Source organism: Acinetobacter sp. LCT-H3, from assembly GCF_001866125.1.
In the GTDB taxonomy this organism is placed as follows: Bacteria; Pseudomonadota; Gammaproteobacteria; order Pseudomonadales; family Moraxellaceae; genus Acinetobacter; species Acinetobacter schindleri.
In genome coordinates this window covers 97587-111427 of sequence record NZ_MODX01000004.1, presented here as the reverse complement: position 1 = coordinate 111427, position 13841 = coordinate 97587, and the positions used below count along the sequence as shown (strand labels likewise).

Here is a 13841-nt window from a genome sequence, read left to right as displayed (position 1 = left end):
ATTTTAGAGATGTTGTTGTAGATGTTCGATGTACTGCTGAATCAAAGCTTCGTTGCGGGAGAAATATGACCATTGCCCATGTTTGGTGGCGGTAATTAATCCCGCCTGCTGTAACACGGACAAATGATTGGACATGGTGGACTGCGAAACTTGCCCTAATTTTTCAATCTGGCCCGCACAAACACCACGCTGAAAGCCGTCACATTCTTCGGCAGACAGAAACTGCTCTGGTGTTTTTAACCATTCCAGAATTTGCCGGCGTGTGGGATTTGCCAGTGCTTTAAAGATCAGATCAAAGTCCATAGTCACATCACATAGTCGTGCGCAACAAAGCTGATTGCAGCATTTCTCCCATTATATCGTATTTTTTCGATTTATATATCGAATAATTTAGATATAAGAGTCACAGTCTGTTAAAGCTTTGTTACGCCAGCTTTTAAACGATTTCTTACAGGCCTTGTTTCAGGCTTGCTTCGATAAATTTGTCCAGATCACCGTCCAGAACTGCGCCAGTATTGGAATTTTCTACCCCTGTACGCAAATCCTTGATACGTGAATCATCAAGGACATAAGAACGGATCTGGCTACCCCAGCCGATATCAGACTTGGAATCTTCCAATGCCTGTGCAGCTTCATTACGTTTGCTCATTTCCAGTTCATAGAGTTTTGCACGTAACTGTTTCCAGGCATGGTCACGGTTGGCATGTTGTGAACGCTGGTTCTGACAGGCCACCACAATACCGGTTGGAATATGGGTTAAACGCACTGCAGAGTCAGTTTTGTTAATGTGCTGACCACCCGCGCCTGACGCACGGTAGGTATCGGTACGGACATCTGAAGGATTGATTTCAATTTCGATATTGTCATCTACTTCAGGCGATACAAATACTGCAGAGAATGAAGTATGACGACGGTTGCCCGAGTCAAATGGTGATTTACGTACTAAACGGTGTACCCCAGATTCGGTACGTAACCAGCCATAGGCATACTCACCTTCGACACGAATCGTCGCGGATTTAATCCCGGCGACATCCCCGTCAGATTCTTCCATTAATTCAGCTTTAAAACCATGACGTTCGATCCAGCGCATGTACATACGTAGCAGCATAGACGCCCAGTCCTGTGCTTCAGTACCGCCGGAACCTGCCTGAATTTCCACATAGCAAGGGTTTGGATCCATCGGGTTGCTGAACATACGACGGAATTCAAGCTTTGCCAGCTCTTCCTCTGCTGTTGTCAATTCTGCCTGAACATCTTCAAGCATGGCTTCTTCATCGGCTTCTACAGCCAGATCAAGCATGGCTTGTGCATCTTCAAGCTGATTCGCCAGACCATCCAGTACATTCAGTACATTCTCAAGCTCGCCTTTTTCTTTGGCCATAGCCTGCGCACGGTTCTGATCATTCCAGATGGCTGGATCTTCTAATTCACGGAGAACCTCTTCCAAACGCTCTTTTTTCAGATCGTAGTCAAAGATACCCCCGTAGTGTTTGACCACGTTCGTTCAAGTCTTTTAGCTGGAGTAGATAAGGATTAATTTCCACGTGAATTTCTCTCAATCAATAAGGCATAAATTTTTAGCAGGCAATTATATCACAGTCCTTTCCCACAGTTTGAACAGGACATCTGTATGATTTCTGCCTGCCATAAATATTTATTTCAATAATTCAACTCAATCAATTTAGCAGTGTTGATTCATCTTCATATAGAGAGAAAATGCATTCAAAATGAATTTTATTAACGAAAAATTTCTAATTTTTTAAAACTCAACCAGTCTATTTAATCATAAATTTTCTGATTATTTATTAATCAAAATCTCTAAAATTCACAATCTTTACATAGTTTTAATAAAACAAAACATTGTTTTTTTTATTTATATTTCAATGAATTAAAATCATAAAATTACACAAAATTACTGTATTGACATTAATGTAACTTTCCCTTGATTGACGATCTGCCGATTTGGGCTAGACTGAAACTGTAACAAAAAATGTATTAAATCCCAGCCAAAATTTCAGAAGGGAGTATCCGCATGAAAAAATTAGCAATCGCTTCAGCACTAATTTCAGCCGTAGCTTTTACGGGTACCGCAGCACATGCTTATCAAGCAGAAATTGGTGCATCAGCAGGCTTAACAGATCCGGACAACGGTAGTTCAAGCGGCTCTTTCGGTGTAGATGGCACTTACTACTTTAATCCTGTACAAACGCGTAATTCACCATTAGCCGAAGCTGCTTTCCTTGATCGTGCAAGTAATGTGAAAGCTGAATACCAATATGATGAAATTGGTGATGCTGAAGCACATCGTTACGGTGTCGGTGCAGAATACTTTGTACCGAATTCAGACTTCTATCTAGGTGGTAAGGTGAGTGGTCATGACTTGCAAGACAATGATGACTTCGATAATGACCTAACGACTTATGCTGCAGAAGTGGGTTACCTTCCAGCACCAGGCTTATTGATTGCTGCTGGTGTGAAAGGATGGGATAACGACCGTGATGACGGTGTAGATCCAACACTTCGTGCAAAATATGTGACTACCTTAAGCAACGGTAAAGACATTAACCTTGAAGCTGGTGCCGCTTTTGGTGATCTTGATGAGTACAACCTGAAAGCTGACTACTTTATCGATAAAACTTTAAGCGTTGGTGCTGACTATCAGAACAATGACCTTATCGACCGTAGTGAATTTGGTGTGAGTGCACGTAAATTCATCAACCAGCAAGTTAGCCTTGAAGGCCGTGTAGGCTTTGGTGAAGCAGGTAATAATGACTACAACAAATTTGGTGTAGCTGCAAAATACCGCTTCTAATCTAAGTTAGACATACTTTTAATAAAAAAGCCCTTCTTCGGAGGGGCTTTTTTAATGCACCAAAATAAGACCAATGGTCTTGACCATAAGAATAAAAAACATACAATTTGTTACAAGTATAAAATTTCAAATTTTATCAATAACAACCGAGAGCTTAAAATGTTTAAGAAAATTGCTTTAATTACAGCCTTATTTGCTGCTTGTGGAATGACAAATGCTTATCAAGCCGAACTCAATATTGGATATGAAAATACTGATATTGATAATGCGGGTGATTTAGATACTTTATTTATCAATGGAAAATATTACTTAAATGGCGTGCAGAGTAAAGGTAGTCCTTTAGCTGAAGCAGCGTTTATGGATAAAGCAAGCAATATTGGCCTTGGTTATGCCAATGCAAGTGGTGATGGAGATGAAGATATCGATGTAATTGGTATTAGTGGTGAATTCTTTATTCCCAATACGCAGTTTTATGTGAGCGGTGCCCTTAATAAAGTTGATTTTGCTAATGAAGATAATACTGGATATGCAATTGAATTAGGCTATTTACCAATTAATGGCCTGTTATTAGCAGCAGGACTAGCAAATGAAAATATTGATCCTGTACAAGTTGCAAATTATGGTTTCACCACTAACTTCTTAAATGCATTAACTGTAGGTGATGACACCGCAGTATCTCTACGCGCTAAATATGTGACTCAAATTGGTAATCATTATACTAATTTCGAAGGCTTAACTTACATTGGTGATGAAACGACTTATCGTTTAGCTGCTGACCTATATATTGATCCTACATTCAGTGTAGGTGTTTCTCTTGCAGATTCTACTGCAGATGATTCAGATACTATTTTTGGTATCCGTACTCAAAAATTCTTTACTCCAACGATTGCTGCTGGTCTAAATTACACTACAACTGATGGTGCCGACTCCTTTGGTATTAACGGTACATTCCGTTTCTAATTAAATATTAGAGAGTATAAAAAAACCGCTCTTTTGAGCGGTTTTTTTATTTACTGTTCCAGATGTGCAATCCGCATCTGCAAACTGACATTGCCATTAAAGATATTTTTATCCAGTTCATAGACCAGACGTACACTGTCCTGCATCGGATCGAACTGATATTTTCTGGCTGCATTAAAGGCAATCGCATCCACCACCTGTCCATTTTCCAGCGCCACTCGCAACTTTAGATGTACCTCTTTGAGCCAGCGATAATCCAATACTTTAAATATGCCTTCAAATATGGGTTGTGGAAACTTTTGTCCCCATGGGCTCAGATTATGCAGAAGATCTACTGTATCAATCTGAAATGCAGAGGCTGGCAGCTCCCCATCAGTCCATAACGTTGCAGTAAACAGACTTTCATCCATACTGCCAATTAACTGTTCAAAGGTCTGCTTAAATTCAGCAAAATGTGCTTTTTTAATGGTCAGTCCTGCTGCTGCTGCATGCCCACCAAAGTGACTGACAATATGTGGATTTTGTTCAGCCACCCGCTCAATCGCATCACGGATATGAATCCCCTCAATTGAACGTGCAGAACCCTTGATATGAATGCCATCTTCATCTGCAGCAAAAACAATACTTGGACGATGAAACTGTTCTTTTAAACGTCCAGCGACAATTCCAATCACGCCTTGATGCCAATGCTGTTCAAACATGATCAGGGCAGCTGGCAGCTCTGTTTCATCCAGCTGGATTTTTTCCAGTTCAGCCAGCGCCTCCTGCTTGATCTTGCCTTCGACCTGACGGCGCTCGACATTGAGCTGATTCAGCTGTTCTGCGAGTGGATAAGCAGTTGCCAGATCTTTAGCGAGCAGACATTCAATCCCGATATCCATGGTTTCCATACGTCCAGCCGCATTAATGCGCGGACCGAGTACAAAACCGAGATCTTGGGCTTTTAACGTTGCTGCATCCCGCCCTGCGATTTCCAGCAGTGCACTAATCCCTGGACGGCATAAGTGCTGCTGTATCCGTTTCAGTCCAGCATCAACCAAAATACGGTTGTTATAGTCCAGGCTAGCTACATCTGCATACGTTCCCAGTGCCACCAGATCCAGATAGTTGGTGATTACTGTAGAAGACTTACCAAGCTTCTTACGATGGGTAGATAGATTGGCTAATACATAGAAAGCCACGCCTACCCCAGCCAATGCCTTGCTTGGGAATTCACAACCAAGCTGATTTGGATTGACCACCGCTTCAGCAGCAGGTGTCGGTTTGGTGGTAAGATGGTGATCAGTGATAATCACTTGCATACCATGATCTTGTGCCTGCTTCACCCCGTCATGACTGGAAATACCATTATCCACAGTAATGAGCAAATCAGGGGTAAAACTGGCAAATGCCAGATCAGCAATTGCCGGCGTTAGGCCATAGCCATATTTAAAACGGTCGGGGACCAGATAATCAACATCCGCTCCCATATCACGCAGTGCCAGCAGCATTAATGCCGTACTGGTGGCACCATCGGCATCATAATCACCGACAATCACGATTTTCTGACCTGCATCAATCGCTGCATCGATCAGCTGAATCGCTTCCGGCAAGCCTTTCATGCTCGGTGCCAACAGATACTTGAGTTTCAGCTCAAGCTCCTGCTGCGATTCCACTCCACGGCGTGCCAGAATCTCTGCAATAAAAGACGGTACGTCCTGAAAAGATTCAGGATGGGTCAGTAAAGGGCGCTGCTTGATTTCAAGTTTTGGCATTTATGGCATCAGTCGCTGCAATGTCCAGGCATCGTCATTCTTGGTATAACTCAGACGATCATGCAAACGATTTGGACGTCCTTGCCAGAATTCATAATAATCAGGTACTAAACGGTAACCACCCCAGAATTCTGGCTTATCAAGCTGTTCCTGGTTCGCCATCGTATCATGATAGTCCCAGAAACGCTGCTGCAGCTCATCACGACTGGCAATCACACCACTCTGGGGCGTACTGACATGCGCGGCAATCTGACTGTCACGTGGACGCTTATGATAATAATCTGTGGATTCTTCTTCGGAGATTTTAATTACACGCCCAGAAACACGGATTTGTCGTTCCTGCTCCTGCCAGTAAAATAACAGCTCAGCATAAGGATTTACCTCAAGGTCCATCCCTTTCTGGCTATCATAATTGGTATAGAAAGCATAACCATCTGGAGTCGCCCCACGCAGCAAGACTGTGCGTACATGCGGACGACCTTGCGCATTTGCCGTAGCCAGTGACATGGCATAAGGCTCATGCAATTGCGCTGCCAGGGCATGGTTAAACCAGAGCAAAAACTGTTCATGTGGATCCAGTTTAACCTGATCCTCAAGCAGCTCGCCTTTCTGATAATTCAGACGTAGTTCACTCAGATCTTTAATTAAATCAGTCATTCCATCTCTCTATAATCAGTCAGCAAGTTTAGGCAGCATTGGCACGTACAGCATCTGCCAATGAATGGGCCAGTGTAGTGACTTCATCCAGGTCTTCGCCTTCCACCATAACACGAATAACCGGCTCAGTACCTGACTTACGAATCAGCAAGCGGCCACGGCCTTTCAGCTGTTGTTCTGCTTTTTCAAATTCAGCAGCAAGCGCAGGGACGGCGTACGGATCAAACATGGCATCCAGACGTACATTGACCAATACGTTCGGTAACAAGCGGAAATCAGCTACCAGTTCATGCAGGGCTTTCTTCTGCTCGACCATCACTGTCAATACTTGTAGCGCAGCAATAATGGCATCACCCGTGGTGCTCTTGTCTAATGTCAGGATATGACCGGATGGCTCACCGCCAGTGACCCAGCCCTTTTGCTCCAGACCTTGTAATACATAACGGTCACCCACCTTGGCACGCAAGAATGGGACTTGGGCTTTTTCTAGAGCCAGTTCCAGCGCCATATTACTCATGAGTGTGCCCACAATTCCTGCTGGCTTATTTTTGGCCTGAGTCGCAAGGATATACAGAATATGGTCACCAGTAATCTGCTCACCGTTTTTGTCGACCATAATGACACGGTCAGCATCTCCATCAAAGGCAATCCCAAGATCAGCCTGATATTCAACGACTGCTTTTTGCAGATTCTCAGGATGTGTTGAGCCACAGTCTTTATTGATATTGAGACCATCAGGATCATCAAACATTGCAATAACTTTTGCACCCAATTCACGGAATACTGCAGGACCAACGTTATAGGCTGCCCCATTGGCACAATCCACTACAATCGTTAAATCATTCAGATCTAAATGATATGGGAAAGTCGATTTACAGAATTCGATATAACGACCATTAGCATCTTTGACACGGAAACTTTTACCCAAGTTCGCCGTATCTTCAATACTTATTTCTTTTTCGAGCTCCTGATTAATTTCATCCTGCAAAGTATCTGGCAGTTTTTTGCCCTCACCCGAGAAGAATTTAATCCCGTTATCAAAATACGGATTATGAGAAGCTGAAATAACAATACCCAGACTGGCATGCAGTGCACGGGTCAAATGGGCAATTGCAGGAGTCGGTAATGGGCCCAGTAAATGTACATAAACACCTGCTGCGTTCAGGCCTGCCTGTAAGGCAGATTCTAAAATATAGCCTGATAAACGCGTATCTTTTCCCATCACCACCAGCGGTTTATTTTTCTTGCTATATCGCTTTAGTACCTTTCCTGCAGCAAAGCCTAATTTAAGCGCAAACTCAGGCGTAATTGGCAATTCGCCAAACTTGCCACGGATACCATCGGTGCCAAAATAACTCATCGTTGTCTCACTTCTTATTGGGTGATTTCCATCATCCATTTTTACAATGTGTGACACTTTACACCAAAACAAAAAAGCCGTCATTTGTATGACGGCTTTTTTCGAATGAGTGCAGAAAGGAAATTAGCCAACGCGATAATTCGGCGCTTCCTTGGTAATCGTCACGTCATGTACGTGAGATTCAGACATACCTGCAGAAGTGATTTTCACAAACTTCGCATTTTGGCGAAGATCTTCAATCACTGCAGAACCGGTATAACCCATAGATGAACGCAGACCACCCATCATCTGATGCACAATGTTACCCATTGGGCCTTTATAAGGTACACGGCCTTCAATGCCTTCTGGAACCAGTTTCTCGGCACCTGCTTTAGAATCCTGGAAATAACGGTCTGCAGAACCTGTTGCTCCAGCCATCGCACCTAATGAGCCCATACCACGGTAAGCTTTATAGTAACGACCCTGGAAGAACTCAACTTCACCTGGTGCTTCTTCGGTACCAGCCAACAGTGAACCCACCATGATGGTGCTTGCACCAGCGCCAATCGCTTTTGCCATATCGCCAGAGAAACGGATACCACCATCAGCAATCAATGGAATCTGTTCTTTCAATGCATTCGCAACTGAATCGATTGCAGAGATTTGTGGCATACCAATACCCGCAACAATACGCGTCGTACAGATGGAGCCAGGACCGATACCCACTTTAACAGCATCTGCACCAGCATCCAGAAGTGCAAGTGCAGCATCACCCGTCGCAATATTACCGCCAATCACCTGAACTTGTGGGAAATTCTGTTTTACCCAACGTACACGTTCAATCACACCAGCAGAGTGACCATGTGCAGTATCGACGACAATCACGTCTACACCAGCTTCAACCAATGCTTCAACACGGCTTGGTGTTTCTGCACCCGTACCAACCGCAGCACCCACGCGTAGGCGACCCAGGTCATCTTTACAGCTGTTTGGATAGCTTTCAGCTTTGCGGAAATCTGTAACCGTGATCAAACCTTTCAGTTCTTGCTGTTCATTTACAACCAGAACTTTTTCGATACGGTGTTTTTGCAGTAAGGCCTGGATGTTTTCTTTCGACTCACCTTCACGAACTGTGACCAGACGCTCCTGACCTGTCATGATGTTGCTGACTGGCTGTTCAAGATTGGTTTCAAAGCGTGTATCACGACCTGTCACGATACCAACCACTTTGCCATCTTTAACAACAGGTACACCGCTAATATTGTTTGCCTGAGTTAAGGCAATCAACTCACGAACGGTAGTTTCTGGGGTAACAATGATTGGATCTTTCACCATACCCGCTTCGAATTTCTTCACACGACGTACTTCAGCAGCCTGTGCAGCAATATCCATGTTTTTGTGCAGAATACCGATACCACCATTTTGCGCCATTGCAATCGCCATACGGGATTCAGTCACCGTATCCATAGCTGCAGACACAAGAGGAATATTCAGGTTAATGCCGCGAGTCAGGCGTGTCTTTAGAGAGACATCTTTTGGGAGAACAGTAGAGTAGGCAGGGAGTAATAGGACATCATCGAAGGTTAACGCGTCTTGAACGATGGTCAACATAACAGTCTCACTGGTAATTTCCGTGCGCCATTATAAACAAATTTAGCTCTAAATTTCATTGCAATTGCAAAATTTATTTTTTCGAAATCTGGACTTAGATCTAATTTAACTGGCTAAATTTATAAATTCGACTATTCAATCAACAGTTTAAATATTCCAATCCAACAAGAAGAATAATTAAGCTTACAAAATCATTTATGCACTTGTTCTTTTCCACAGATAGTGAAATAAAAAAACAGATCATGGAAAGATAATTATTTGCCTGCAACATGGCAGATTCAAGGCTCAATCATACCAACACCTATACCCAATAAAAAAGCAGAGCCTAAGCCCTGCTTTTGTAAATCTTGCATGCAGATTTAGCTGACGCGTTCAAAGTTATCGTCATTCTCGGCTTCATCTCGATCGATCTGGATGAATGGAATCATATTATGGGCAATGCGGGCTTTATTGCACTGCACATCAGCAACCTGCACGTCCTTACATGAAGTACTGCGTAGCTCATACATACCACAACTGACCTGCTCACCAATCGTACCTTGTAATGCAATACAGCGCGGATTTTTCTGATTGGTCCCTGCCATACACGAATACACCGATGTAACAGGTTCGGTATAGTGCTCTGGCATCGGAATGCTCTCTGCCCAGTAAAACGACACCCTGAAATGGGCGCAACATGCGCCACAACTTAAACATGCATCCTGTGTTGGAACTTGAGACAACATTTTTTATAAATTCTCGTCATCAAAAAGATTTTTTGGAATCCGAAAATATAAAAAATGTTGTTTTTTCACTCAAGTATTTTTTTAATTTTTCCTGTTATTCCGGACAGGTAAATACCGTTTCATCCATCAGGTCAGTGCCACATTCCAGGGTTTCAATCCAGTCCAGGAACTGATTGATCTGCTCTTTGCCCACAAACGGTGTACCGTGCTGTGGCACGATCATTTCTACATCCATGGTACGTACCATTTGCACCCAGAGACGGATCACCTTGTTATTACACATATAACGCTGGTGAAAGCCTTTCATTTTCGGGATATGCGCCGCAAAGTTTTCCAGTGGACGCGAAGCGTCTTCGACCATAGACGCGCCCATATCGCCTGAAAACAGGATTTTTGCAATCGGGTCATAGAATTGGAAATTACCCACTGAATGCAGAAAATGAGCAGGAATTGCCACAATATTGGAATTGCCCAGTTTGATAATCTGGCCATGATCCGGCAGCTCCACCAGACGATCTAACCAGTTACCTTTCATGCGGTCACTCATAAAGGCAGAGTTCAGGTGCGGCAAGAAACGTGCCCAGAGCTTGGACGCGACCACTTTGGCATCGGTATAGACTAACCAGCGCGGCATCGAAGTGATAATGTCCGGATCCTGATGCGAGGCCATGACATAGTCCAGATTGGCCAGACGGGTATACTTGTTCAGTTCCATGGTGAGCGGCACATAAGTCAAGTCACCCCCCGGATCCAGTACTGCCGCACGGTTATTATCAATAATTAAAAACTGGTTGGCCTGAACGCCTTCACCTTTTACCAGGCTGGTAAAACTAATGCACTTGTGGATGCCATCATCGAATAAAACCTGTGATGTGGTACGTTCAAAAGCCATAACTTTCCCCAATTTTATACATTTAAAAATGATTTTTGTGTTGTTGTTAACATATAAGTATTCAGAGAAACTTACAATAAATAAAAATGTCTATATAGCCTTATTTATCAGCATTTTGAGAGCTATTTCACAATAAAAATCCCGAGTTTTTAGCTCAGGATTTAATAGATTATTCTTATGAATTAGAAATAATAATGTTTGAGCAAGGTACCAATCCCAATCAACAAGAAGATCAACGCACCAATTTTGTGAATCAAGGCGATTGGCAGGCGGTTTGCCAGCTTATCCCCAATAAAAACTGCCGGTGCATTGGCAATCATCATACCTATTGTGGTTCCCAGCATTACCCAAAGCACACTGTCAAAACGTGCTGCCAGGGCTACAGTTGCAACTTGGGTTTTGTCACCAATTTCTGCCAGGAAGAATAGGATAAAGGTCGCACCAAATACTCCCAATTTTTGCCATTTATTGATGCTAGAAGATTCATCACCAAGTTCATCCGGAATCAGCATCCAGATCGCCATTGCAATAAATCCAATTGAAACAACCCATAACAACACATCTGGACTCATTACCGTGGTAATCCACTGACCCAATACCGCAGACAAACCGTGGTTGATCAAGGTCGCTAGCAAGATCGCAACAAGAATAGGAACAGGCTTTCTGAATCGCGCAGCAAGCAGTAAGGCAAGCAATTGGGTCTTATCGCCCATTTCGGCAAGTGCTACGACGGCAGTTGAAAGAAGGAATTCGTACATGTGTCTTTCTCTGGCTGGCATGTGCTACCGATGACTTACCCTTCCCGCCAGCCAAAATCTGCAGAATGGTAAATCAAAGGTCTTGCCAACAAAAGAAAGCTTCGAGAAGCTCATTTGGTTCTTTGCTATGATGACCATGTCCGGTTCAGGACAAATATGTTGACCATCACCCTTTCGCTTTGCGCAAAAGGCGGCTACTCCCCAATGAAGTAAGCTCATTATAATCAAGAGCATCCATATTTACAAATCGTAATATAAAAAAACCCTGCCGGAGCAGGGTCTTTCTATTAAAGCAATAATGCATTAGATCAATAGGCTACGAATATCTTTTAACAATTTGCTTAACTTATTGGTGAAGCGTGCCGCATCTGCACCATTAATCACACGATGATCGTATGACAATGACAATGGAAGCATTAAGCGTGGATCAAAGCCCTCACCATTCCAAATCGGTTGCATGGTCGCAGGTGAAATACCCAGGATTGCAACTTGTGGCCAGTTCACAAGTGGGGTAAACGCTGTACCACCAATTGCTCCAAGACTTGAAATCGTGAAATTCGCACCTTGCAGATCTTTCGGCGAAAGTTTCTTATCACGTGCTTTTTGACCCAGTTCACCCAATTCTTTCGAAATTTGCTTAATGGATTTTTGATCTGGATTACGCAGTACAGGAACCGTCAAACCATCTGGTGTTGCGACTGCAATCCCCATATGGATTTCGTTACGCAACAGGACTGACTTACCGTCATCTGCCAAATGACCTGCAAATTCACGCTCTTCTTTCAGCAGGTGTGCTACTGCCTTGATAATGAATGACATAATGGTCAGGCTTAGACCTTCTTTCTTAAAGTTGCCTTTCAGCTCATTACGCCATGCTTCAAGTTCAGTAATATCGGCCAAGTCGAACTGTGTCACTTGCGGGATGTAATTATTGAGAGACAACTGCGGAATAGAAACCTGCTGCAAACGCGTCAAGGCTTTCTCTTCCACGCCACCAAATGCATCGAAGCTTGGTAATTTTGGTAAGCCTGCGGGTGCAGCCGCGGCTGGCGCAACTGCAGCAGGTGCCGGCGCAGTCAGACGTGTTTTCACATATGCAAACAGATCTTCTTTCATCAGGCGCGCATGCGGACCAGATGCTTTGACTTCAGCAAGTACCACACCCAGCTCACGTGCAAGCTTACGAACTGCGGGACCGGCATAGACTTTGGCATTGGCAGCGTTCTGCTCTTTGGTGAGCTTGTCTGCATTTTGCGTTTCAGGTGCAGTAGTCTCAGCTTTTGGCACTGCAGCTGGTGCAGGTGCAGCTTTAACTGCTGGCACTTCTGCTTTGGGAGCCGGAGCTGTCGCAGGTGCTGCCTGCCCTGCAGCTTCAATCGTAATCAGAGCAATGCCTTCAGAAACGTTCTGGCCGAGCTCGACATGAATTGACTTGATCACACCTGCAGTCGTGCTTGGCACTTCGACAGTCGCCTTATCCGATTCCACCACGATGATGCTTTGATCTTTCTCAACTTTGTCACCGACCTGTACCAGAATTTCTGCTACAGCAGCTTTGTCGACACCCAAGTCAGGTACTTTCACTTCTACATCACCCGCAGGCGCTGCGGGTGCCTGTGCAACAGTTTCAGCTTTGGCTTCAGGTGCTGCTGGTGCAGGAGCCTGTTCAGCCGGCTCAGGAGCTGCTTGCTGAGCCGATACTGAAGCCGCAGTTTTCACTGCCAGGATAACCACACCTTCTTTAACGGTGTCACCTTCCTTAATTTGAATAGCTTCTACTGTGCCATCGACAGTGCTTGGAACTTCAACAGTCGCTTTATCAGACTCTACGACCACGATGCTTTGATCAACCGTGATTTCATCACCGACCTGTACCAGAATTTCACCCACCAGTGCTTTTTCTACACCGATATCTGGCACTTTCACTTCAACAGTCGCAGATGCAGCGCTATTAGCAGCAGGTGCCTGGCTTTGTTTAGCCGCAGTGCCCGGCTGATGTGAAGCCACTTCCTGAAGGATTTCATCATCAGGTAATGAAGTCGGCGTATTTTCCGAAGTTTTGTCTGACACATCAGCTTGCTGGGTTTCTACAGCATTGGCATCGTCTTCAGCCTCTAATTCAATGAGTACTGCACCTTCAGATACTTCATCACCCTGATTAACCAGAATGCTTTTTACCACGCCTGCTGAAGTGCTAGGCACTTCAACAGAGGCTTTGTCAGATTCCAGCAGTACAATGCTTTCATCGATGGCAATGGTATCACCCACTTTCACCAGAATTTCAGCAACTGTTGCCTTATCTACACCAATATCAGGAGTCGTAATTTGCATGA

At 44.1% G+C, this 13841-nt stretch carries 12 protein-coding genes and 1 riboswitch; of the genes, 2 read left to right on the top strand and 10 right to left on the bottom strand.

Going from position 1 to position 13841, the window contains the following annotated elements:
* Positions 1-3 precede the first annotated feature (3 nt).
* Complete coding sequence (locus BK820_RS03955) at positions 4-303, bottom strand: ArsR/SmtB family transcription factor (protein ID WP_071320168.1); 300 nt, start codon at positions 301-303, stop codon at positions 4-6.
* A 145-nt stretch (positions 304-448) separates the two neighbouring features.
* Positions 449-1544 (bottom strand): peptide chain release factor 2 gene (prfB, locus tag BK820_RS03950; RefSeq protein ID WP_143045183.1). Its coding sequence is split into 2 segments (ribosomal slippage): positions 449-1471 and positions 1473-1544, totalling 1095 coding nucleotides; the frame shifts between segments, so codons are not numbered across the junction.
* A 488-nt stretch (positions 1545-2032) separates the two neighbouring features.
* Between prfB and BK820_RS03945 the strand changes: the two genes are divergently transcribed.
* Together BK820_RS03945 and BK820_RS03940 are read left to right on the top strand one after the other, a co-directional pair.
* Positions 2033-2812 (top strand): putative porin, encoded by a 780-nt coding sequence (locus tag BK820_RS03945; protein WP_004813724.1) that lies wholly within the window; start codon positions 2033-2035, stop codon positions 2810-2812.
* Between the two features lie 159 nt (positions 2813-2971).
* Positions 2972-3772: a putative porin gene (locus BK820_RS03940; protein WP_071320183.1), complete on the top strand. Its 801-nt coding sequence runs from the start codon at positions 2972-2974 to the stop codon at positions 3770-3772.
* A 50-nt stretch (positions 3773-3822) separates the two neighbouring features.
* On the opposite strand, the gene recJ is transcribed toward BK820_RS03940, so the two are convergent.
* From recJ to BK820_RS03900, 8 genes are all read right to left on the bottom strand, one after another.
* Positions 3823-5526: a single-stranded-DNA-specific exonuclease RecJ gene (gene recJ / locus BK820_RS03935; protein WP_071320166.1), complete on the bottom strand. Its 1704-nt coding sequence runs from the start codon at positions 5524-5526 to the stop codon at positions 3823-3825.
* Positions 5527-6183, bottom strand: coding sequence for a pyridoxamine 5'-phosphate oxidase (gene pdxH / locus BK820_RS03930; RefSeq protein WP_071320165.1), 657 nt, complete (start codon positions 6181-6183; stop codon positions 5527-5529).
* A gap of 28 nt (positions 6184-6211) precedes the next feature.
* Positions 6212-7543 carry a phosphoglucosamine mutase gene (gene glmM, locus BK820_RS03925; RefSeq protein ID WP_071320164.1) on the bottom strand — a complete coding sequence of 444 codons (1332 nt, stop codon included), beginning with the start codon at positions 7541-7543 and terminating at the stop codon, positions 6212-6214.
* A 123-nt stretch (positions 7544-7666) separates the two neighbouring features.
* Complete coding sequence (gene guaB / locus BK820_RS03920; protein ID WP_048882183.1) at positions 7667-9133, bottom strand: IMP dehydrogenase; 1467 nt, start codon at positions 9131-9133, stop codon at positions 7667-7669.
* Positions 9134-9492: 359 nt separating this feature from the next.
* On the bottom strand, positions 9493-9858 hold the full coding sequence (locus BK820_RS03915; protein ID WP_081409033.1) for a YkgJ family cysteine cluster protein: 366 nt from the start codon (positions 9856-9858) through the stop codon (positions 9493-9495).
* 94 nt (positions 9859-9952) lie between these two features.
* Positions 9953-10750, bottom strand: coding sequence for an oxygen-binding di-iron domain-containing protein (locus BK820_RS03910; protein ID WP_004813740.1), 798 nt, complete (start codon positions 10748-10750; stop codon positions 9953-9955).
* A 182-nt stretch (positions 10751-10932) separates the two neighbouring features.
* Entirely contained in the window at positions 10933-11508 is a 576-nt protein-coding gene (locus BK820_RS03905) for a TMEM165/GDT1 family protein (RefSeq protein WP_071320162.1), read from the bottom strand.
* A 71-nt stretch (positions 11509-11579) separates the two neighbouring features.
* A riboswitch (yybP-ykoY riboswitch) is annotated at positions 11580-11723 on the bottom strand.
* Positions 11724-11811: 88 nt separating this feature from the next.
* A complete protein-coding gene (locus BK820_RS03900) occupies positions 11812-13839 on the bottom strand; it encodes a 2-oxo acid dehydrogenase subunit E2 (RefSeq protein ID WP_071320161.1) in 2028 nt (675 codons plus the stop codon).
* Positions 13840-13841: the final 2 nt, after the last annotated feature.